The sequence below is a fragment of the Streptomyces sp. 351MFTsu5.1 genome, assembly GCF_000383655.1.
Classification (GTDB): Bacteria; Actinomycetota; Actinomycetes; order Streptomycetales; family Streptomycetaceae; genus Streptomyces; species Streptomyces griseorubiginosus.
In genome coordinates this window covers 167745-190490 of the sequence record NZ_KB911785.1, presented here as the reverse complement: position 1 = coordinate 190490, position 22746 = coordinate 167745, and the positions used below count along the sequence as shown (strand labels likewise).

Sequence of the window (22746 nt, the reverse complement as noted above, 5' to 3'; positions counted from 1 at the left end):
GTATGGGCTGGATACGCCCCAAGGGTACGTCCGCCGGGGGCGGGGCCGCCCTCCGCGGGGCGCCTCACCCCTTCCGTGCGGCGCCCGTCGTCACCGACCCGCCGTCACTCCCCGCGTCACCCGCCGACGCTCTCCCCGTCCGCGATCCTGACCCCGCGCGCCCAGTCCGCGGCCTTCATCGGCTTCTTCCCCTGCGCCTGCACCCAGAGCAGCTCGACGCCGTACGACCCCGTACCGACGTGGACGCTGTTCTTGCCGACCGCGAGCGCGCCGGGTGCGAGGTCGGTCCGGTCGGTGGCCGGCCGGACCTGGATCAGCTTGAGCCGCTCGCCGCGGAAGGTCGTCCAGGCCCCGGGCGCGGGGTGGCACCCGCGCACGACCCGGTCCACGCGCAGCGCCGGCGCGGACCAGTCCACCCGGGCGTCCTCGACGGTGATCTTCGGCGCGACGGTGATCCCCTCGGACGGCTGCGGTACGGCCTTCAGGGTGCCGTCCGCGATCCCGTCCATGGTCGCCTCGAGCAGCCCGGCCCCGGCGAAGGCGAGCCGGGTCAGCAGGTCACCGCTGGTGTCGGTGTGCCGGATCTCCTCGGTGACGGTGCCGTAGACGGGCCCGGAGTCCAGCCCCTCCTCGATGAGGAAGGTCGAGGCTCCCGTGATCTCGTCCCCCGCCATGATCGAGTGCTGCACGGGAGCGGCACCGCGCCAGGCGGGCAGCAGCGAGAAGTGCAGGTTGACCCAGCCGTGGGCGGGGATGTCGAGGGCGACCCTGGGCAGCAGGGCGCCGTAGGCGACGACGGGGCAGCAGTCGGGAGCGATCTCCCGCAGCCGCTCAAGGAACTCGGGGTCCCGCGGCCTGACCGGCTTCAGCACCTCGATCCCGGCCTCCTCGGCGCGCTCCGCGACGGGGCTCGCGACCAGCCTGCGCCCCCGTCCGGCCGGCGCGTCCGGCCGCGTGACGACGGCGGCGACCTCGTGCCGCCCGGAGGCGATGAGAGCGTCCAGAGCGGGAACGGCGACCTCGGGAGTACCGGCGAAGACGAGCTTCATGGGTGGGCGGGACCTCTCGGACGAGGGTGACGACGGGCGACGCACCAGTCTATGGCGACCCGCCGCCGGGGCCCGCGAGGAACCCCTGCGGCAGCGCTCCGCACCCTTGGCCAAGGCGCGCACTCCCCGCCCCCGGCGCACGCATATGCCGGTACGCCCCCACTGCGTGACCAGCGGAGCGTAGACGCGTTGGTCAAGAAAGAGTTGACCACAACGGGCCGCGATCGCGGCCCCGTCCTTTTCAACGCCGGTTCGAGAGGCTTGTTCATGGCCGACCACGCAACCCACGACGCCCAGGCTCGGGCCAGCCTGCACTTGCTGGTGCGGGACATCGAGCGGGTCCGCCGGCAGGTGGACGCACTGCGCACACTGACCGCCCAGCTGGGCAACGTCTACCGCCCGCGCCGTTCCGGCCCCTCCACGGGCTTCGTCGTCTACGGACGCGCCCCCGCCCCCACGGTCCGCCTCGCGCAGGAGCTGCGGGACAGCGTCGAGACCCTGGTGACGGCCGCGGTCGACTTCGACCGCTCGCTCGGCTTCTCGTGGGACGCGGTGGGTTCCGCCCTCGGGGTCACCAAGCAGGCGGTCCACCGCCGTTACGGCGCCCGCAGGGCCGCGGCCCAGACCACGGCCGACACCGAGCGCACGCCCGAGTCGACGGGAACCCGGACGGTCAGCGTCAACACCGGCATCCCCGCGGGCCCTTCGGTCCCCACGGTCCCGGCGGCCCGCTCCATGCCGACCCAGCCCACCGCGGGCAGCCCCGCCCTCCGCGAGGACGCAAGACCCACCGCCTTCCCCAGCCCCCGCAACGGCTGACCCCACCCACCCCACTGCTGCCCTCCCCTGTCCGGGGGAGGGCAGACGCATGTCCGGACCCGGAAGACGACCGCGGAGCAGTGCCGTGGCCATGGTCCTCGGCATGGTGTGGACGCTGGTCCACAGTCTGGTGTCGTCCTGAGTCGGCTGATCACCCGCAGCCCTGCAGCCCGCCGTCCACCCGCGAACCGGAGTGACCGGCCGACCGACCCAACGTCACCCGATGTCCGGCGGATCCACCCGCACCCACACCGCCCCCTCCCCCCGTGCAGCCATCCGCGCGGCCTGTGCGGCCTTCAGCGCGGAGGCCAGCGCGGCCCCCCGCCCGGGCGGCACCCGCACCAGCACTCGCTCCCACTGCTCCCCCACCGGCGGTGCCCCCACCCTCCGGGGCCCCGCGACCGCCGTCACCGGCAACGGGACCGGTCCCAGCACCTCGGCCTCGGCAGGCAGCTCCACCGCCGACAGGAACCCGGCCAGCGCCTCCCCCGTGCCCGACACCGCGGCCATCCGGGACACCGGCGGAAACCCCAGCTCCGCTCGCTCCCCCAGCTCCCGCACCGCATGGCCCACGGGGTCCCACCGCACCAGCGCCTGCACGGGGCGCAGCGTCGGCTCGGCGACCACCACCACCGTGCCTCCGGCCCCCTGTCCCCGCACCAGCGCCGCCGCCGCGATCCACCGCCGTAGTGCGTCCTCCCCGGCCCGCAGATCCGGCCGTCCGAGCATGGCCCACCCGTCGAGGAGCAGCGCCGCCGCGTACCCGCCCTCGGCGACCGGCTCCGCCCCCGGTGTGCTCACCACCAGCGCCGGCGCCCCCGGCACGGTGTCCAGCACATGTTCACGCCCCGAGGTGCGCACCGGAACAGCGGGGAACGCCCGCCCCAGCTCCTCCGCGGTGCGCCGAGCCCCCACCACCTGGGCCCGCAGCCGGAACCCGCCGCACTCCGGACAGTGCCAGGCCGCCTCCTCGCGCCCGCACCACCCGCACTTCAGCGCCGCCCCGGACTCCTGCCCCTCCAAGGGCCCGGAGCAGTGCCGACACCGGGCCGGCGCACGGCAGTTGCCGCACGCCATCCGCGGCACATACCCGCGACGCGGCACCTGCACGAGCACCGGCCCGTGCCGCAGCCCTTCCCTGACGGCCTGCCAGGCGAGCGTCGGCAGCCGGGCCGCCCGCGCGGCCTCGTCCCGCGCGAGATCCTGGTCCCCGACGGTCCGCACCAGCGGAGCGACGGACCGCACCTGCTCCCGCGAGGCGACGAGCGGTCGCGCCCACCCGCTCTCCACCAGCTGTGCGGCCTCCACCGTGCAGCTCCAACTCCCGAGCAGAAAGGCGCACTTGTCCAGCGCGGCCCGCAACAGCAGCACCTCACGCGCATGCGGCTGCGGGGCATGCGGCTCACTGTGGCTGTCGTCGCCGTCGTCCCACAGGGCGACCAGGCCCAGGTCCTGCACAGGCGCGAACATGGCGGCCCGCGTCCCTACGACGGCCCGCACGGCCCCTCTTCGTACGGCCAGCCACTCCCGGTACCGCTTCTCCGGCCCGGCGTCGGCGGTCAGGACGGCATGCCGGCCCTCCCCCAGCACGGCGGTCAGCGCGGCGTCGACCCGTGCGACGGCCCGCCCGTCCGGCACGACGACCAGGGCTCCCCGTCCGGAGAACAAGGTCGCGGCGACGGCCCGCGCCAGCTCCTCGCTCCACTCAGGCCCCGGCAGGGCGTTCCAGACCGCCCGGGGAGCGCCTCCCGAGGCCAGCGACTCCAGGAACGCGCTCCCGCGCTCGTAACGCCCCCAGGACCCCGCCTCAGGGGCCCCGGGGGGAGGCAGGGGCGCGGGCGAGGGCCGCTGCTCGGCCCGGGCACTGCGCGGCGGCACGGCGAGCTGGAGCACGTCGGCGAGGCTGCCCGCGTACCGGTCGGCGACGGCCCGGGCGAGCCCCAGCAGCTCCTCGTTGAGCACCCGCTCCGGAGACACGACCTGGGCGAGCGCGGCCAGGGGCCCGGAGTAGTCCGACTCGGCGAGCCGCTCGACCAGAAACCCGTCGATCAGGCCGCCGCCCTCACGCCGCCCGTCCCTGACCCGCCCCCGCCCGGCCCCGAACCGCACCCGCACCCGCACCCCCGGCTGCGCGTCCGCGTCGAGCTCCTCGGGCACCGCGTAGTCGAAGTACCGGTCGAGATGCAGCACGCCCTTGTCGACCAGGACCCGCGCGACGGGCAATTCCTTGGCCAGCGCGGCCCCCCGCCAGGTCCGCGGCTTGGCCCGCGGCACCTTGGCCTTGCGCACGCTCTCCCGGATGAACGCAAGCTGCTCGGGGGGCGCGCCCTCCGCCCCTTCGCCCACCGACCCGTCCTCGCTGCTCACCCGGCCATTCTTACCAGCCTCCACTGACAGACGGCCGCGCCCGAGCCCCTCGGCGGGGGCCGGGCGCGGCCTCGTTCAGGGAGCAGCCGGCTGTTCGCCTGCGAGTTCCACGTAGTGGAGATGGCGCAGGGACCAGGTGGCCATGGAGTTCCTTCCCTCCAGGGTGGCGTCGCGCTTGCCCAGCAGGTGCTCGTTCCACTCCCGGAGGCTGCGGCCCTGGTACTCGTTGGTGAGGATGTCCACCCGCTTGCGGATGTCGAACCCGAAGACCGCGGCGATGTCCGCCTTTGCGGCCATGACGGCCGCGATGTAGTCGACGGCTCCGGCCGGTGTGGCGAGGATCCGCTCCCGCTCGGCCGAGGTCCGCCGCGGCAGGTAGCCGGCCGCTTCCGTCTCCCGCACGACGTCGGCGTCGACGTGCACCTTCCCTGGTCCGACGGCACGCCAGGACGCGCTGCGGACGTTGACCAGGGCCTCCCACGCGATCGCGGCGGCGATGGCCCGTCGGTCGATGCCCCGTCTGCGAGCCGCCGCGTCGATCATTTCGCGATGGGCCCGCAGCCAGCTGAGCACCTGGGTCTGCGGAAGGGGCAGTTCGGTGTCGATGTCCTCGGGCGGCGGAAGCAGCCAGGCATCCTGCAGTTCGAAGGAGATGCCCGTCGCCTCCGGCCACCAGTCGGGGCGATCCTGCGGCCCGGTGGTGCGCAGCCGGGCCGGGGCGGGCTCCACGACCCGGCTGCGCCGGCCCTCGGACGGGTCCTCCAGCACGCGGCGGTAAGGCTGCTCACGGCGGGCCGGCGGCTCGGCCAGCACCTCCTCACGGACGTCCAGGACCGAGGGGGCACCGTCGGAAGCGGGAGGGTCCGCCATGATGATCTCAGCGTCGGAGTCGTCGAAGACGATCACCTCGGCGTAGGCGGACGGCACCCGCCCGACGATCGGCACGCTCTCCGACTCGTCGAAGACGACGACCCCGTCATACGGCTCGTTGGTGTCCGGCATGGCACCGTGCCCCTAGCCGTGCGGGGCGTCGCCGTTGTGGCTCACCGCGGCCACGGGCACGACCTCGATGTCCGGCTCGTCCGGGAACAGCTTCTGATAGGCGTCGATCCGCTGGTCCTCCTTCTGTGCCGCCACCAGTTCCAGGGCGTCGGTGGTGCGGCGGGTCGCGCCGTCGCGTGCGGCGGTCTCGGACTGACGGTTCGTGAGGTCGAGGGCCTGGAGGGCGGCGGCATAGGGGTCCAGCGCGTCGGCCTGGCCCAGCAACGCCTCGACGACCAGGTTGTCGGTGCGCAGCACCACATCGGTGCGGTCCATCACCACACCGTTCAGCTCCTGTGCCTCTCCGGCGACCGTCTTGACCGGCCGGAACCGCCAGCGGGCGCCACCATGGAACGGATCGGGGTTCTCGGTGGCCACGCGCCCCGACTCGTCCAGCCGGGCGGGCTCCCAGTCGTAGCGGACCCCACGCGGGTCACGACCCACCTGGAGCGTCGTCACGATGTCGCCGTCGGCGTCGATCCGTTCGGCGCACAGCGACAGGATCCTGGCCGCGACCTCAGCACGTTGGGGCTCGACGACATGACGTTCCAGCAGCCTGGCAAGGTCGGGGAGCGCGACGATCTCGGCGGAACCGAGCCGCCCGTTGAAGAAGGCGACCTTGATGTCGCGCAGCACGATGTGCGTCTCGTAGGTCTGGTTGAGCTCGCGGAAGACGAAGTTCAGCACGCGCCGCAGATTGGTGTTGCTGATCTCGCGCACGACGGTGCTGCTCGCGCCGGAGGCGGTGCTCACCTGGTCGGTGTGTTCCGCGCTCTGCCTGCGGCTGTTGTTGACCTGGGCCGCGTGGTCCTGGGCGGTCTGGCTGACGGAGCTCGCCCAGCGCTGGCTGGCCTCCTGGTGGTTCGCGGCGAAGGCCGAGTCGAAGCGGGCCTCGAGATCGACCAGGCCGAGGAAGTTCACGCTCGCCTTGGCCGAGGAGCTCACGGACAGGGCCCAGCCGCCCTGGTCCTGGAAGGCCGCGCCGGATTCCTCGACGAGTGCCGAGGTGAAGCGGGTCTGGGCCGCGGAGTCGGAGGACTCGAAGACCGACGAGGAGTCCTCGCGGGTGGCCGCCGAGGTACGCCAGGTCTCCACGGTGATGGTCTGCCGTTCACCGGGCAGCAGCGAGAAGGTCTGGAGGGTGCGGCCGAGCCCGTAGTCCCCGAGGAAGGACCGCAGTTCCCAGGTCTCGACGAGGGCGAGCCGGGGCTGGGCGGCGGCCACCGGGTCGACCGCCACGGGGGCCACGCTGTCCCCGAGCCCCGCGGCCGGCAGGGTGATCGAAGCAGTCGCCTGGTTGGCCGGGACCATGACGGTGGCCTCGCGGTCGGCCAGCTTCTCCAGGTAGGAGTCGACCCGTGTGCGCTGCACCACCACGTCCTCGGGTTCCGCGTTCAGCTGCCGGCGTTCGAGCAGCCGGTCCCGCACGCTCTGCCTGGCCTCGGCCGCCCGCCCTGCGTTGTCCAGGCCAGTGAGCAGCGGATTGACGTCTCCGCCCACCTCGGCGACCAGGCGCAGGGACGGCTTCGCCGTCGTGGGCATCGTGCGCCGGTAGAGCTGCATCAGCTTGTCCCGGTCGACGCCGGTCAGCCTGCCCTCGTCGCCCTTGACCACGCCGAGTTGGAGGAGCGAGGTACCGCTGCGGCGCGCGAAGTCGGTGAACCATGCGGCGGGCAGTGCGAGGGGCACGATCCGCCGCCAGTCGTAGGCTCCGGGCAGCGGTACGTCGTAGTTGATTCCGGCGGCCTTGCCGCCCTTGCCGGTGAACTTCGCGAGTTCGTCGGCACCGACCGGGGTGATGAGATCGTTCAGGGACACCGTGTCTCCTTTCGCCTGCACGGATGTCCCGGGCTCGGCCCGAGCACCGGGACCGGAATGTCCGTCCGCAAAGCTAGGCGGGACGACCAGCCGTCCGCCCCGGGGAAATCCCCGGGTTGTGCCCTGGGGCCGTCGGGTCAGGGCCGCGGGCCCACCTTCGCCACCAGGCCCATCCGCGAGGAGATGCCGAGTTTGGCGTAGGTGTTGCCGAGGTGGTACTCGATGGTCTTGACGCTGAGCACCAGCTCCTGGGCGATCTGGCGGTTGGTCAGTCCCTGGACGGCCAGCCGTGCCACGGTGAGTTCCTGCGCGGTGAGGTTCGGACGGTCCGCGTGTGCCGGGCGGGCGGTCCGGTGGCCGCAGGCGGCCAGCTCGGCCAGACACTGGTCGAGGTGGGGCGCCGCCTCCAGCCGTCGGAAATCGGCCCAGGCGGCTTCCAGTTCGCTCACCGCACCAGCCCGGCGTCCGACACGGCGCAGGAAGGTTCCGTACGACAGTCGCAGCAGCGCCTGCTCCCAGCAGGGCTCGCCCCGCGCACAGTGGTCGAGCCCGGCGCGGAACGCCTCGTCGGCGGCGTCGGGATCGCCTCGTACGGCTTCCAGGATGCCTCGGCAGCGGGCGGCGGCGGCCAGGTCGAGCCAGCGGTCGCGGTCGGCGGCGCGGCGCTCGTAGGCGCGGAGCACCTCGTCGGCCTCGTCCGGCCGTCCGGTGCGGACCAGGGCTTCCACGAGCGGGGCGCGCCAAGAGGTGAGGCCGACCTCGTCGAGGGCGTCGCGGTGGACCGTGCCGGTGTCGAGGAACGGGTGCAGAGCGGCGACGACCGCCGCGTGGTTTCCCTGCGCGGCACGCACCCGGGCGAGTGCGGTGGCGGCGATCACGGCGTCGTTGACGTCCGCGAAGGTCCGGGCGTGTGCGACAGCCGCCCTGGCGTGCGCTTCCGCAGCCCGGAAGCGCCCCCGGCCGGCGAGGGGGGCCGCCGCGAACGCGTGCATCAGGGCAACGTTCGACACCTGGGTGTCCTCGGCCAGGGAAACGGCCTGGGTGCTGTGAGCGACGGCGTCGTCCCACCGTCCTGCCCGGTACTCGGCGTCGGCGAGGAACCCGAGGGCCGTGAGCGCCGTGGACGGCAGCCCGCCCCGGCGGTGTGCGGCGTAGGTCTCCTTGAGGTCGCGGCAAGCGATGTCGAGGTCGCCGCTCATGAGATGGATGAGGCCGCGGGCAAGAAGCCCGTCGCGTTCCTCGGGACGGCCGTGCGGGCCGGTGACGGGGAGATGGGCCACGGCCGCCAGCGCCCTTTCGTGTTCGCCCCCGAAGGCCAGACCGAGAGCCAGGGAGTCCCTCAGGAAGGTCGACCGGCTCGGCGGCGGCAGCTCCAGGCCTCGCTCGGCCCACTCGACCGTGCCGTGTCCGTCGCTCTCGATGAGGCAGAGCCACGCCAGTTGTTCGGCGGCGGACCGCATGGTGTCGGCTGACGCCCGGGGATCGCAGTTCTCCCAGCAGGCGGTGAGTTCGCGGCGCGCCTCTTCGTGGCGGCCGGTGGAGAGGGCCAAGTGGCCGAGCACGTAGTGCTGTTCGGCACCAGGAGCGAGCTCGCGCACACTGTGCTCCAGCTGGGCGGCCTGGCCGACGTCACCGGCGAGCAGCAGGTGTTCCACGGCCCGCAGCAGGCGCCGCGTCCGGTCGGTGGAGTCGGTGGAGAGCCGGGCGGCAGCCAGGGCTGACGCCGCGGCGGCCGACCACGCCGCCTCCTGCTCCTGGAGTCCGGCCAACCGTTCCAGCTCGTCCGCCAGCCCCGGATCCGGTCCCACAGCGGCCCGAGCCCGGTGCTGGAGGCGCAGGGTCAGATCGTCCGCGAAGCTTGCCGCCATGAGGTGCAGCCGCCTGCGCAAGGACGGCTCAAGGCTCTGGTAGACGGCCGCTCGGGAGAGCGGATGGGGAAAGCGCGCCTGCGGAATGTCGGCGGCCGTGCCCTCCTCCAGCAGTTCGTGCCGCATCGCCTCCGCAAGCGCCTCCAAGGGCTCGGGCACCGCGCCGAGTTCGGCGACCATGTGCAGCGGGCTGGACATGCCGAGGACGCTCGCCGCGTCGACGAGTCGCCGAGTCTGTGGGGTGCACGCCTCCAGCCGGGTCGTGATCAGACGTTCGTACCCACGGGGCGCGGGCAGGGCGGCCCCGCCCGCAGTGAAGACCTCGGCCGGGAACTGCTGGAGCAGGGCCTTGGTGTGCAGCGGGTTGCCGTCGGTGTGCCCGCGCAGCCTGACGGCCGCCCAGCGCGGCATGTGCACGGGCCCCAGCTTCGCGTTCAACCGCACGATGTCGTCGACGTCGAGACCCTTCAGGGTGACCCTGAGAGTCGAGTCGTCGCCGAGGAGGCGGCACAGCCCCTCCGGTAGCCGGGGGTCTGTCGCGTCGCGCGCAACGAGCACGGTCAGCACCCGGTCCACTCGCAGTCGCCGTAGCGTGAAGGTGAGGGCGTGCAGGGACGGTGTGTCGGCCCAGTGCGCATCGTCGATCACCACGACGAGCGGGCTGCAGCTCTGAAGGGCGCCGAAGAGATCGATGAGGGCCGAGCCCACGGTGATCGGATCGGGCAATGGGGTTCCCGCTCGCACGCCGCGCGCAAGCCCGGCGAGCGGTTCGTCCAGCGGTTCGGGGACGTCTGCCAGGAGTTGTGCGAGCGCGCCGTACGACAGACTGGTCTCGGTCTCCTCTCCGCTGCTGTGCATGACAACGCAGGTCGGTTCCACCGTGTGGAGAAGGCGCCGGACCAACGTGGTCTTCCCCATGCCGGCGGGGCCCTCGACCAGGACGAGCTGAGGTTCGCTGTGCAGGGCGCGGTGCAGCCGGACGTTCAACTGCTCCAGTTCGTCGCCCCTGCCGAGGAACGGCACATCCCACTCGCGCTCCGGCACCCGTCCCACCCCCGAACACCCACGATGACGGTGACCGAGTAGCCGGACAAGCCCGAGGCCCGGCTCCCCCGAAGGAGAACCGGGCCTCTTGCCGGACGAAGGATCCCGCCGGACTACAGCCCCGCGGCCTTGCGCAGCGCCTCCACGCGGTCCGTCTTCTCCCAGGTGAACTCGGGCAGCTCGCGGCCGAAGTGGCCGTACGCCGCCGTCAGGGAGTAGATCGGGCGCAGCAGGTCGAGGTCGCGGATGATCGCGGCCGGACGCAGGTCGAAGACCTCGTCGATCGCCTTCTCGATCTTGTCGGTGTCGACCTTCGCGGTGCCGAAGGTCTCCACGAACAGACCGACCGGCTCGGCCTTGCCGATCGCGTACGCCACCTGGACCTCGCAGCGCGAGGCCAGACCGGCGGCGACGACGTTCTTGGCGACCCAGCGCATCGCGTACGCGGCCGAACGGTCCACCTTGGACGGGTCCTTGCCCGAGAAGGCGCCACCGCCGTGGCGGGCGTAGCCGCCGTAGGTGTCGATGATGATCTTGCGACCGGTCAGGCCGGCGTCGCCCATCGGGCCGCCGATCTCGAAGCGACCGGTCGGGTTGACGAGGAGACGGTAGTTGTCCGTGTCGAGCTTGATGCCCTCGTCCAGGAGCGCCTTGAGCTCCGGCTCCACGACGAACTCGCGGATGTCGGGCGCGAGCAGCGACTCCAGGTCGATGTCGGAGGCGTGCTGCGAGGAGACCACGACGGTGTCCAGACGGACCGCCTTGTCACCGTCGTACTCGATGGTGACCTGGGTCTTGCCGTCGGGACGCAGGTAGGGGATGGTGCCGTTCTTGCGGACCTCGGACAGGCGCTTGGCCAGCCGGTGCGCCAGGAAGATCGGCAGCGGCATCAGGGTCGGGGTCTCGTCCGTCGCGTAGCCGAACATCAGGCCCTGGTCGCCCGCGCCCTGGCGGTCCAGCTCGTCCTCGTCGCCCTCGACACGGTTCTCGTACGCCGTGTCGACGCCCTGCGCGATGTCGGGCGACTGCGCGCCGATCGACACCGAGACACCGCAGGAAGCGCCGTCGAAGCCCTTCTTGGAGGAGTCGTAACCGATCTCCAGGATCTTCTCGCGCACCAGCTGGGCGATCGGCGCGTAGGTCTTGGTGGTGACCTCACCGGCCACGTGCACCAGACCGGTGGTGATCAGCGTCTCGACGGCGACCCGGGACGTCGGGTCCTCCTTGAGCAGCGCGTCGAGGATGGTGTCACTGATCTGGTCAGCGATCTTGTCGGGGTGGCCCTCGGTCACGGACTCCGAGGTGAACAGGCGACGGGACACAACGCTCCCTGGGGTTGCAGCGGCTGCTGGCTGATCATTGTCGGACGGGCTCGGGGGCTGCGCCCGGCATCGTCCGAGAACAGCTTATCGGTCGTGCTCGGCCAACGGCCCCCCTGTCTCGCCTCTCGGGAGGGCTGTGACCTGCGGCACGCGCATTGTGCCCAATTCCGAGCGGGCTTGGCCAGGGGCGCCACACCTCCGTGGCAGAGGTTTAAGAGGACCGAGAAGCGAATGAAACAGTCAGGACAGGCGCGCCGCCACCAGGTCCCAGACGGTTTCGGCCAGGAACTCCTTCGGTCCGCGCGGGACCGGGGTCTCGCTGCCGTCGGCGCCGAGCACCACGGCCTCGTTCTCCTCGGACCCGAAGGTCTTGCGCTCGCCCACCTCGTTGACGACGAGGAGGTCGCAGCCCTTGCGCTCCAGCTTCGTGCGGCCGTTGGCCAGCACGTCGTCGGTCTCGGCGGCGAAGCCGACGACGACCTGACCGGGGCGGGCGCGCTCGGCCGAGATCTCGGCGAGGATGTCCGGATTCCGCACCAGGACGACGGGCTCGGGGTCCTGGCCGTCCTTCTTCTTGATCTTGCCGGTGGCGTAGTCCCGCGGCCGGAAGTCCGCGACCGCGGCCGCCATGACGACCGCGTCGGCGTCGGCCGCCGCCTTCAGGACCGCCTCTCGCAGTTGTACGGCCGTCCCGACCCGGACGATGTCCACGCCGGCCGGGTCGGGCAGGCCGGTGTTCGCCTCGACGAGCGTGACCCGGGCACCCCGCGCGGCGGCGGTGCGGGCGAGGGCGTAGCCCTGCTTGCCGGAGGAGCGGTTGCCGAGGAAGCGGACCGGGTCGAGGGGCTCGCGGGTGCCGCCCGCGCTGACCACCACGTGCCGGCCGGTGAGGTCGGGCTCGCGCACTCCCCTGGCGAGCACACGGCGGCACACCTCGAAGATCTCGGACGGCTCCGGCAGCCGGCCCTTGCCGGTGTCTACGCCGGTCAGCCGGCCGACGGCGGGTTCGATCACGATCGCTCCGCGCCGCCGCAGGGTCGCCACGTTCTCCTGGGTGGCCGGGTGTTCCCACATCTCGGTGTGCATCGCGGGGGCGAAGACGACCGGGCAGCGGGCGGTGAGGAGGGTGTTGGTGAGCAGGTCGTCGGCGAGGCCGTGCGCGGCCTTGGCGAGCATGTCGGCGGTGGCCGGGGCCACGACCACGAGGTCGGCGTGCTGTCCGATGCGGACGTGCGGGACCTCGTGGACGTCGTCCCAGACCTCCGTGGAGACCGGGTTGCCGGAGAGGGCGGACCAGGTGGCCGCGCCGACGAAGTGCAGCGCGGAGGCGGTGGGGACCACGCGGACCTCGTGCCCGGACTCGGTCAGCCTGCGCAGCAGTTCGCAGGCCTTGTACGCGGCGATGCCACCGCTGACGCCCAGCACGACCTTCGGCTTGTCCACCAGGTCTCCCCTTCCTCGAACCTACGACTCCATGACACACCACAGGCCCGACAGTCGCGCTGCCGGGCCTGTGGAAAAGCCAACTGCAATCTGAACGTACTACTGCGCCGGGCCTTCGACGGCCTCGGACGTCAGCAGACCCGCGTTGATCTCGCGGAGGGCGATCGAGAGCGGCTTCTCGTGGACGTGGGTGTCCACCAGCGGACCGACGTACTCGAGGAGGCCCTCGCCGAGCTGCGAGTAGTACGCGTTGATCTGGCGGGCCCGCTTGGCCGCGTAGATCACGAGGCTGTACTTCGAGTCGGTGGCCTCGAGGAGCTCGTCGATCGGCGGGTTGATGATGCCCTCGGGCGCGGAGATGGAAGAGGACACGCTCTACCTTCCGATGGATGGGAAAGAATCAGTGTCAGTGATCAATGACGATCACAGCACATCCATCAAGGCTAGCAGCTCGCGCGCCACGTCCTCGACGGAGGTGTTGACCAAGGTCTCGTCGAACTCGGGTTCGGCCGCCAGCTCGACCTTCGCCGCCTCCAGGCGGCGAGCGATCACCTCGGGCGGCTCGGTGCCCCGCCCGGTGAGTCTGCGCACCAGCTCCTCCCAGGAGGGAGGAGCCAGGAACACCAGCTGGGCGTCCGTCATGGACTCACGGACCTGCCGGGCCCCCTGGAGGTCGATCTCCAGGAGGACGGGCTCACCGGCCTCCAGCCGCTCCAGCACAGCCGCACGCGGCGTGCCGTAGCGGTTGCCGGCGAACTCGGCCCACTCCAGCAGCTCGCCGTTGGCGATCAGCTTGTCCATCTCCTCGTCGGTGACGAAGAAGTACTGGACGCCGTGCTTCTCGCCGGGGCGGGGCCTGCGGGTCGTCGCCGACACCGAGAGCCAGACCTCGGGGTGTTCCTTGCGCATATGGGCGACGACCGTGCTCTTGCCGACCCCTGAGGGGCCGGAGAGCACGGTCAGCCGCGGACGTTCACTCATACAGCGATTATTCCAGCAAACCCGGGGTGCCCGGGCTCAGGAACCGGTGCTGCCGAACTCACGCTCCAGCGAAGCGATCTGGTTGGAACCGAGGCCGCGTACACGACGGCTCTCGGAGATGCCCAGTCGCTCCATGATCTGCTTGGCGCGGACCTTGCCCACGCCCGGCAGGGACTCGAGCAGGGCGGAGACCTTCATCTTGCCGATGACGTCGTTCTCCTGGCCCTGCTTGATGACCTCGTGAAGAGAGGCGCCGGAGTGCTTGAGTCGATTCTTGACCTCGGCCCGCTCCCGGCGAGCCGCGGCGGCCTTTTCGAGCGCGGCTGCGCGCTGTTCAGGGGTAAGGGGCGGAAGAGCCACGCCTACGTCACCTCGGATGTCGAACTGTCGGATACGGACCGGTGAGGAACCTAGTAGCCCCACACCTGGTGAGCCACGAGCAACACGCTTGCCCTTTGACTCTGCTCGGAGACTAGCGGCCAACTCCGCCAGAGTCAGCGAGAACAGCGGAAAAGTCCTGGTCAGCCTCCGCCAGGACGGACATTTCTGACATACTGCCCCGGATTTGAGGATGTATTCAGACTCAAGCGGGCCTGCGACCACTCGTCGAACCACCTGTCGAACCCCCTGTCGGGGGACTCGAACGAGAAAATCGAACCTCGTCATCCGGTCGGCAGCGCCGCCCGGACCTCCTCCGCGAACCGCTCGGCGGACGCGCGCAGCGCCCCGGCGTCCGGACCGTGCCGCAGCACTCCCCGGCTGACGTTCGGGACGACATTGCGGATCGCCCTGCCGAAGACCCCGGGCAGATCGGCCGGTGTGGCCCCCTGGGCGCCCACACCGGGCGCGAGGAGCGGGCCGTTGATGTCCAGGTCGTAGGACGACAGATCGCCGAGCGTGGCCCCCACGACCGCGCCGAAGGACCCGAGGGGCTCCTCCCCGGTGTTCTCGGCGGCAAGGTGGGCCAGCATGGTCGCGCCGACGTCCCGCCCGTCCGCGCGGACCGCGTGCTGGACCTCGCCGCCCTCCGGGTTGGAGGTCAGCGCGAGCACGAACAGGCCCGCGCCGCTCTCCCGCGCCAGCGCGACCGCCGGCGCGAGCGAGCCGTAGCCGAGGTAAGGCGACACGGTCAGCGCGTCCGAGAACAGGGGCGAGTCCTTGTGCAGGAAGGCCTCGGCGTACGCGGCCATGGTGGAGCCGATGTCGCCGCGCTTGGCATCCATGAGGACCAGCGCACCGGCCGCCCGCGCCTCCTGGACCGTCCGCTCCAGGACGGCGACACCGCGCGAGCCGAAGCGCTCGAAGAACGCGCTCTGCGGCTTGAACACGGCGACCCGGTCGGACAGCGCCTCGACGACGGTACGGCTGAACCGCTCCAGACCGGCCACGTCGTCGTTCAGGCCCCACTCCCCGAGCAGCGAGGCGTGCGGGTCGATCCCGACGCACAGCGGGCCCCGCTCGTCCATCGCGTGGCGCAGGCGGGCACCGAAGGGCTCGTACGAGGTCATGCCGTCTTCCTCACGTCGGCGCCGACCGCGTCGGCGAGGGTGGCGTAGGGGCTCGTGCGCAGGCGCGCGGCGAGACCCTTGTGGATGGCCCGGCTCCAGAAGGGGCCCTCGTAGACGAACGCGCTGTAGCCCTGGACCAGCGTGGCACCGGCCAGGATGCGCTGCCAGACGTCCTCGGCGTTCTCGACGCCGCCGACGCCCACCAGGGTGATCCGGTCGCCCACGCGCGCGTACAGGCGCCTGAGGACCTCCAGGGAACGCTCCTTGAGGGGCGCCCCGGAGAGCCCGCCCGTCTCCTTCACCAGCGAGGCCTCGGACCTCAGGCCCTCGCGCGCGATGGTGGTGTTGGTGGCGATGATGCCGTCCAGGCCGAGCTCGACGGCCAGGTCCGCGACCGCGTCGACGTCCTCGTCGGCCAGGTCGGGCGCGATCTTCACCAGGAGCGGGACCCGGCGGTTCGCGACGATCCGGTCGGCGGCCTCGCGGACGGCGGTGAGCAGCGGCCGCAGCGCCTCGGTGGCCTGGAGGTTGCGCAGGCCGGGTGTGTTGGGCGACGACACGTTCACGACGAGGTAGTCGGCGAAGGGGGCGAGCCGCTCGGCGGACTTCACGTAGTCGCCGACGGCCTCGGCCTCCGGGACGACCTTGGTCTTGCCGATGTTGACGCCGACGACGGTCTTGAAGACCGGCTCACGGGACGCGAGGCGGGCCGCCACGGCCAGCGAGCCCTCGTTGTTGAAGCCCATGCGGTTGATGAGCGCGCGGTCCGGCACCAGGCGGAACAGCCGCTTCTTGGGGTTGCCGGGCTGCGCCTCCCCGGTCACCGTGCCGATCTCGATGTGGTCGAAGCCCAGCATCGCCATGCCGTCGACGGCGACCGCGTTCTTGTCGAAGCCGGCGGCCAGTCCGAAGGGGCCGTGCATGCGCAGCCCGAAGGCCTCGGTGCGCAGCTCCCGGTACCGAGGGGCCAGGGCCGCCGCGACGAAGGTGCGCAGCACGGGGATCCGGACGGCGAGGCGGATCCACCGGAAGGCCAGGTGGTGGGCCTTCTCCGGGTCCATGCGCTGGAAGACGAGGTTGAAGAAGATCTTGTACATGGTTCCTCACGACGACATGGGTGTCCTCACGAAGAGGGGGACACCGTTTCCGGTGTCCCCCTCAAGGCCGCTAGTCGCGGGCCGCGGTCAGGTGTTCCGCGTGTTCCTGGAGCGAGCGGACGCCCACGTCACCGTGGTTGAGGGCGTCGATGCCCTGGACGGCTGCGGCGAGCGCCTGGACCGTCGTCAGGCACGGGACCGACCGTGCCACGGCCGCCGTACGGATCTCGTAGCCGTCGAGGCGGCCGCCGGTGCCGTAGGGGGTGTTGACGATGAGGTCGACCTCGCCGTCATGGATGTACTGGACGATGGTCTTCTCACCGCCCGGGCCGGGGCCCTCGGACTGCTTGCGCACCACCGTGGCGTTGATGCCGTTGCGCTTGAGGACCTCGGCCGTGCCGGAGGTGGCCAGCAGCTCGAAGCCGTGTGCGACCAGCTCACGGGCCGGGAAGATCATCGAGCGCTTGTCGCGGTTGGCGACGGAGATGAACGCGCGGCCCTTGGTGGGCAGCGGGCCGTAGGCACCCGCCTGCGACTTGGCGTACGCGGTGCCGAAGACCGAGTCGATGCCCATGACCTCGCCTGTGGACCGCATCTCCGGGCCGAGCACGGTGTCGACGCCGCGGCCGTGGATGTCGCGGAACCGCGACCACGGCATGACGGCCTCCTTGACGGAGATCGGCGCGTCGAGCGGGAGTTCGCCGCCGTCGCCGTTGGCCGGCAGCAGCCCTTCGGCGCGCAGCTCGGCGATGGTCGCGCCCAGCGAGATCCGGGCGGCGGCCTTGGCGAGCGGTACCGCGGTCGCCTTCGAGGTGAAGGGGACCGTGCGGGACGCGCGCGGGTTGGCCTCCAGGACGTAGAGGATGTCGCCGGCCATAGCGAACTGGATGTTGATCAGTCCGCGGACCCCGACGCCCTTGGCGATGGCCTCCGTGGACGCCCGCAGCCGCTTGATGTCGTGGCCGCCGAGGGTGATCGGGGGCAGCGCGCACGCCGAGTCGCCGGAGTGGATGCCGGCCTCCTCGATGTGCTCCATCACGCCGCCGAGGTACAGCTCCTGGCCGTCGTAGAGCGCGTCCACGTCGATCTCGATGGCGTCGTCCAGGAAGCGGTCGACGAGGACCGGCCGCGAGGGGCTGATCTCGGTCGACTCGGCGATGTAGGCCTCCAGGCGGGTCTCGTCGTAGACGATCTCCATGCCGCGGCCGCCGAGGACGTAGGAGGGCCGCACGAGGACCGGGTAGCCGATCTCGTCCGCGATGGCCTTGGCGCCGGTGAAGGTGGTGGCGGTGCCGTGCTTGGGGGCCGGCAGGCCCGCCTCGGCGAGTACCCGGCCGAAGGCGCCGCGGTCCTCGGCGGCGTGGATCGCCTCGGGCGAGGTGCCGACGACCGGCACGCCGTTGTCCTTGAGCGCCTGCGACAGGCCGAGCGGGGTCTGCCCGCCGAGTTGCACGATGACACCCGCGACAGGACCGGCCTGCTGCTCGGCGTGGACGATCTCCAGGACGTCCTCCAGGGTGAGCGGCTCGAAGTACAGCCGGTCGGAGGTGTCGTAGTCGGTGGAGACGGTCTCCGGGTTGCAGTTGACCATCACGGTCTCGTACCCGGCGTCCGACAGCGCGAAGGAGGCGTGCACGCAGGAGTAGTCGAACTCGATGCCCTGGCCGATGCGGTTGGGCCCTGAGCCCAGGATGATGACGGCCGGCTTCTCGCGCGGCGCGACCTCGCTCTCCTCGTCGTAGGAGGAGTAGAAGTACGGCGTCTTCGCGGCGAACTCGGCGGCGCAGGTGTCGACCGTCTTGTAGACCGGGCGGACCCCGAGCGCGTGCCGCACCTCGCGCACCACGTCCTCGCGCAGGCCCCGGATCTCGGCGATCTGCTGGTCGGAGAAGCCGTGCCGCTTGGCCTCGGCGAGGAGGTCGGCGTCCAGGCGCTCGGCCCCGGCCAGCTCGTCGGCGACCTCCTTGATCAGGAAGAGCTGGTCGACGAACCAGGGGTCGATCTTCGTGTACGCGAAGACCTCCTCCGGCGTGGCGCCCGCGCGGATGGCCTGCATGACGGCGTTGATACGGCCGTCGGTGGGCCGTACGGACTCCTCCAGGAGCGCGGTCTTGTCGCCGGGCTCGCCCACGAAGGTGAACTGGCTGCCCTTCTTCTCCAGCGAGCGCAGCGCCTTCTGGAAGGCCTCGGTGAAGTTGCGGCCAATGGCCATGGCCTCGCCGACCGACTTCATGGTGGTCGTGAGGGTGGAGTCGGCCTGGGGGAACTTCTCGAAGGCGAACCGGGGGGCCTTGACCACGACGTAGTCGAGCGTCGGCTCGAAGGAGGCCGGGGTCTGCTCGGTGATGTCGTTCGGGATCTCGTCCAGGGTGTAGCCCACGGCGAGCTTCGCGGCGATCTTGGCGATCGGGAAGCCGGTGGCCTTGGAGGCGAGGGCCGAGGAGCGCGACACGCGCGGGTTCATCTCGATGACGATCACGCGACCGTCCTCGGGGTTCACCGCGAACTGGATGTTGCAGCCGCCGGTGTCCACGCCGACCTCGCGGATGATCGCGATGCCGACGTCGCGCAGCACCTGGTACTCGCGGTCGGTGAGCGTCATGGCGGGCGCGACGGTGATCGAGTCGCCGGTGTGCACGCCCATGGGGTCGAAGTTCTCGATGGAGCAGACGACCACGACGTTGTCGTGCTTGTCGCGCATCAGCTCCAGTTCGTACTCCTTCCAGCCGAGGATGGACTCCTCCAGGAGCACCTCGGTGGTCGGCGAGAGCGTGAGGCCCTGGCCCGCGATGCGGCGCAGCTCCTCCTCGTCGTGCGCGAAGCCGGAGCCGGCGCCGCCCATGGTGAAGGACGGGCGGACGACGACCGGGTAGCCGCCCAGCGTCTCGACGCCCGCCAGGACGTCGTCCATGGAGTGGCAGATGACCGAGCGGGCGGACTCGCCGTGCCCGATCTTCTTGCGGACCTCCTCGACGACGCCCTTGAAGAGGTCGCGGTCCTCGCCCTTGTTGATCGCCTCGACGTTGGCGCCGATCAGCTCGACGTTGTACTTGTCGAGGGTGCCGGCCTCGTGCAGCGAGATCGCGGTGTTGAGGGCCGTCTGGCCGCCCAGGGTGGGCAGCAGGGCGTCCGGGCGCTCCTTGGCGATGATCTTCTCGACGAAGTCCGGGGTGATCGGCTCGACGTAGGTGGCGTCGGCGATCTCCGGGTCGGTCATGATCGTCGCCGGGTTGGAGTTGACCAGGATGACCCTGAGGCCCTCGGCCTTCAGGACCCGGCACGCCTGGGTGCCGGAGTAGTCGAACTCGGCGGCCTGGCCGATGACGATCGGGCCGGAGCCGATGACCAGGACGGACTGGATATCGGTGCGCTTAGGCACGCTGGCCCTCCATGACGGTGCTCATCAAAGACGTGAAGCGGTCGAACAGGTAGGCGGCGTCGTGCGGGCCGGCCGCCGCCTCGGGGTGGTACTGGACGGAGAAGGCCGGCTGGTCGAGCAGCTGGAGACCCTCCACGACGTTGTCGTTCAGGCAGACGTGGGAGACCTCGGCCCGGCCGAACGGCGTCTCGCTGACCTTGTCGAGCGGCGCGTCCACGGCGAACCCGTGGTTGTGCGCGGTCACCTCGACCTTGCCGGTCGTGCGGTCCTGCACGGGCTGGTTGATGCCACGGTGGCCGTACTTCAGCTTGTAGGTGCCGAAGCCGAGGGCGCGCCCGAGGATCTGGTTGCCGAAGCAGATGCCGAACAGGGGCGTCCTGCGCTCCAGGACCGCGGTCATGAGCGCGACGGGGCCGTCGGCGGTGGCCGGGTCGCCCGGGCCGTTGGAGAAGAACACGCCGTCGGGGTTCACGGCGTAGACGTCCTCGACGCTCGCCGTGGCGGGCAGGACGTGCACCTCGATGCCGCGCTCGGCCATGCGGTGCGGGGTCATGCCCTTGATGCCGAGGTCGATCGCGGCGACGGTGAACTTCTTCTCACCGACCGCGGGGACGACGTACGTCTCCTTGGTGGCGACCTCCTCGTAGAGCGAGGCGCCCTTCATGTGCGGCTGGGCCTGCACGCGCGCGACGAGCTCGGCGTCGGCGGCGAGCGCCTCGCCGGAGAAGATCCCGGAGCGCATGGAGCCGCGCTCGCGCAGGTGGCGGGTGAGGGCGCGGGTGTCGATGCCGGAGATCCCGACGATGCCCTGCGCGACCAGCTCGTCGTCCAGGGACCGCTTGGCGCGCCAGTTGGACGGCACGCGCGCGGGGTCGCGCACCACGTAGCCGGAGACCCAGATGCGGCGGGACTCGTCGTCCTCGTCGTTCCAGCCGGTGTTGCCGATCTGCGGGGCGGTCGCGACGACGATCTGGCGGTCGTACGAGGGGTCGGTCAGGGTCTCCTGGTATCCGGTCATGCCGGTGGAGAACACGGCCTCGCCGAAGGTCTCCCCCACGGCCCCGTAGGCACGGCCGCGGAAGATCCGGCCGTCCTCCAGGACGAGTACGGCGGGAACCTTCGCGGTTCCCCTGGTGGAGGTCGTCATCGTGCGCCTTCCGTTTCCGTCTTGTTGATCATGGAGTTAATGGCGTCGACCCACTCGGTGTGCTCGGCCGCGCGGTCGGACCGGAAGCCCGAGTCGATCAGCCGTTCGCCGTGCGCCCAGGTCACCAGGAGCAGCCCGCCCTCGGTCAGGACCTTCCCGGCGATGCCCTTGCCGAGCACGGCTTCCCGCAGGGCCGCGCGGGGGACGAAGAAGTCGGTCGCGCCGGGGCGTACGACGTCCAGTCCCGCGTCGGTGAGCGTGAGCTCGACCCGGCTGCGCGTGCCCAGGCCGTGCGCCACGATCCGGTCGAGCCACTGCCCGGCGGTGGTGGAGCCGTGGTAGCGGCCGCTCATGGTCAGTCTGGCCGGGCCGGGGTCGTCCGGCGCGCTGGGGAGCTCGGGCAGGTCGCCCTGGAGGGTGCCGCGCCACTTCCAGCCCTCGCGCATCAGCCAGTAGACGAGCGCGACGAACAGGGCGAGGCCGACGAGCCAGCCGATACGGGCGGCCCAGTCGGTGACCTCGGCCGACTTCTTCTCGGCGGCGAGTCCGGCGGCGAGCAGGGTTACTGGTGTCACGTGAGCTTCCCGTCGACGAGCGTGGCCTTGCCCCGGAGCCAGGTGTGGGTGACACGGCCCGGCAGCTCACGCCCCTCGTACGGGGTGTTGCGGCTGCGCGAGGCGAAGCCCGCGGGGTCCACCGACCCACGGTATGCCGTGTCGACGAGCGTGAGGTTGGCGGGCTCACCTGCCGAGACGGGGCGGCCGTGACCCTGCGCCTGGCCGATCTCGGCGGGCTTGGCGGACATGCGCTCGGCGACCCCGGCCCAGTCCAGCAGGCCCGTCTCCACCATGGTCTCCTGCACCACTGACAACGCGGTCTCCAGGCCGACCATCCCCATGGCGGCCGCGGCCCACTCGCAGTCCTTGTCCTCGTGCGGGTGCGGGGCGTGGTCGGTGGCGACGATGTCGATCGTGCCGTCGGCGAGGGCCTCGCGCAGCGCCAGCACGTCCCGCTCGGTGCGCAGCGGCGGGTTGACCTTGTAGACCGGGTTGTACGTCCGCACCAGCTCGTCGGTGAGGAGCAGATGGTGCGGGGTGACCTCGGCGGTGACGTCGATACCGCGGGACTTGGCCCAGCGGACGATCTCGACGGACCCGGCAGTCGACAGGTGGCAGATGTGGACGCGGGAGCCGACGTGCTCGGCGAGCAGGACGTCCCGGGCGATGACCGACTCCTCGGCCACCGCGGGCCAGCCCCCGAGGCCCAGCTCGGCGGAGACGATCCCCTCGTTCATCTGGGCGCCCTCGGTGAGGCGCGGCTCCTGGGCGTGCTGCGCGACGACCCCGCCGAAGGCCTTCACGTACTCCAGGGCGCGGCGCATGATCACGGCGTCGTCGACGCACTTGCCGTCGTCGGAGAAGACGGTGACGCCGGCGGCCGACTCGTGCATGGCGCCCAGCTCGGCGAGCTTCCTGCCCTCCAGGCCGACGGTCACGGCGCCGATGGGCTGCACGTCGCAGTAGCCGTGCTCCTGCCCGAGCCGGTAGACCTGCTCGACCACACCGGCGGTGTCGGCGACGGGGAAGGTGTTGGCCATGGCGAACACGGCCGTGTAGCCGCCGCTCGCCGCCGCGCGGGTGCCGGTCAGCACCGTCTCGGAGTCCTCGCGGCCCGGCTCGCGCAGATGGGTGTGCAGGTCGACGAGGCCCGGCAGCAGCACCTTGCCGGCCGCCTCGACGACCTCGGCGCCCTCGGCGGACAGCCCGGAGCCCACTTCGGCGATGACGGCCCCGTCGATCAGCACGTCCTGCGGCTCGCCGCCGAGGACCTTCGCACCACGGATCAGGATCTTGCTCATGTGAC

The 22746-nt window shown here is 71.4% G+C and carries 17 protein-coding genes; 1 reads left to right on the top strand and 16 read right to left on the bottom strand.

The window, feature by feature from the left end:
- Positions 1-116: 116 nt before the first annotated feature.
- The gene (gene fmt / locus H295_RS0125155; RefSeq protein WP_020138116.1) at positions 117-1049 is read right to left on the bottom strand and encodes a methionyl-tRNA formyltransferase; all 933 of its coding nucleotides are present in this window, start codon (positions 1047-1049) and stop codon (positions 117-119) included.
- A gap of 267 nt (positions 1050-1316) precedes the next feature.
- On the opposite strand from fmt, the gene H295_RS0125150 reads away from it, so the two are divergent.
- Positions 1317-1868, top strand: coding sequence for a hypothetical protein (locus H295_RS0125150; protein ID WP_020138115.1), 552 nt, complete (start codon positions 1317-1319; stop codon positions 1866-1868).
- A 216-nt stretch (positions 1869-2084) separates the two neighbouring features.
- On the opposite strand, the gene H295_RS0125145 is transcribed toward H295_RS0125150, so the two are convergent.
- The 15 genes from H295_RS0125145 to H295_RS0125075 all read right to left on the bottom strand — a co-directional run bounded on the left by H295_RS0125145 (position 2085) and on the right by H295_RS0125075 (position 22741).
- The gene (locus H295_RS0125145; protein WP_020138114.1) at positions 2085-4235 is read right to left on the bottom strand and encodes a primosomal protein N'; all 2151 of its coding nucleotides are present in this window, start codon (positions 4233-4235) and stop codon (positions 2085-2087) included.
- 75 nt (positions 4236-4310) lie between these two features.
- A complete protein-coding gene (locus H295_RS0125140) occupies positions 4311-5237 on the bottom strand; it encodes a hypothetical protein (protein ID WP_020138113.1) in 927 nt (308 codons plus the stop codon).
- A 12-nt stretch (positions 5238-5249) separates the two neighbouring features.
- On the bottom strand, positions 5250-7094 hold the full coding sequence (locus H295_RS0125135) for a hypothetical protein (RefSeq protein WP_020138112.1): 1845 nt from the start codon (positions 7092-7094) through the stop codon (positions 5250-5252).
- A 137-nt stretch (positions 7095-7231) separates the two neighbouring features.
- Positions 7232-10006 carry an ATP-binding protein gene (locus tag H295_RS0125130; protein WP_234021672.1) on the bottom strand — a complete coding sequence of 925 codons (2775 nt, stop codon included), beginning with the start codon at positions 10004-10006 and terminating at the stop codon, positions 7232-7234.
- Positions 10007-10119: 113 nt separating this feature from the next.
- A complete protein-coding gene (gene metK / locus H295_RS0125125) occupies positions 10120-11328 on the bottom strand; it encodes a methionine adenosyltransferase (protein WP_020138110.1) in 1209 nt (402 codons plus the stop codon).
- Between the two features lie 240 nt (positions 11329-11568).
- Positions 11569-12771: a bifunctional phosphopantothenoylcysteine decarboxylase/phosphopantothenate--cysteine ligase CoaBC gene (gene coaBC, locus H295_RS0125120; protein ID WP_020138109.1), complete on the bottom strand. Its 1203-nt coding sequence runs from the start codon at positions 12769-12771 to the stop codon at positions 11569-11571.
- 99 nt (positions 12772-12870) lie between these two features.
- Positions 12871-13143, bottom strand: a complete 273-nt coding sequence (gene rpoZ / locus H295_RS0125115) for a DNA-directed RNA polymerase subunit omega (protein WP_003988945.1) — start codon at positions 13141-13143, stop codon at positions 12871-12873.
- A 51-nt stretch (positions 13144-13194) separates the two neighbouring features.
- The gene (gene gmk / locus H295_RS0125110; RefSeq protein WP_020138108.1) at positions 13195-13752 is read right to left on the bottom strand and encodes a guanylate kinase; all 558 of its coding nucleotides are present in this window, start codon (positions 13750-13752) and stop codon (positions 13195-13197) included.
- Between the two features lie 36 nt (positions 13753-13788).
- Positions 13789-14112: an integration host factor gene (locus H295_RS0125105; RefSeq protein ID WP_003977346.1), complete on the bottom strand. Its 324-nt coding sequence runs from the start codon at positions 14110-14112 to the stop codon at positions 13789-13791.
- Positions 14113-14414: 302 nt separating this feature from the next.
- Positions 14415-15260, bottom strand: coding sequence for an orotidine-5'-phosphate decarboxylase (gene pyrF, locus H295_RS0125100; protein ID WP_020138107.1), 846 nt, complete (start codon positions 15258-15260; stop codon positions 14415-14417).
- Entirely contained in the window at positions 15257-16357 is a 1101-nt protein-coding gene (locus H295_RS0125095) for a quinone-dependent dihydroorotate dehydrogenase (RefSeq protein ID WP_020138106.1), read from the bottom strand. The genes pyrF and H295_RS0125095 overlap by 4 nt, the downstream gene beginning before the upstream one ends.
- 70 nt (positions 16358-16427) lie before the next feature.
- Positions 16428-19736 carry a carbamoyl-phosphate synthase large subunit gene (gene carB, locus H295_RS0125090; RefSeq protein ID WP_020138105.1) on the bottom strand — a complete coding sequence of 1103 codons (3309 nt, stop codon included), beginning with the start codon at positions 19734-19736 and terminating at the stop codon, positions 16428-16430.
- Entirely contained in the window at positions 19729-20883 is a 1155-nt protein-coding gene (gene carA / locus H295_RS0125085; RefSeq protein WP_020138104.1) for a glutamine-hydrolyzing carbamoyl-phosphate synthase small subunit, read from the bottom strand. Before carA ends, carB begins: the two co-directional genes overlap by 8 nt.
- Positions 20880-21458: a hypothetical protein gene (locus tag H295_RS0125080; RefSeq protein WP_020138103.1), complete on the bottom strand. Its 579-nt coding sequence runs from the start codon at positions 21456-21458 to the stop codon at positions 20880-20882. The genes carA and H295_RS0125080 overlap by 4 nt, the downstream gene beginning before the upstream one ends.
- Positions 21455-22741, bottom strand: a complete 1287-nt coding sequence (locus tag H295_RS0125075) for a dihydroorotase (protein ID WP_020138102.1) — start codon at positions 22739-22741, stop codon at positions 21455-21457. Before H295_RS0125075 ends, H295_RS0125080 begins: the two co-directional genes overlap by 4 nt.
- Between the last annotated feature and the right edge of the window lie 5 nt (positions 22742-22746).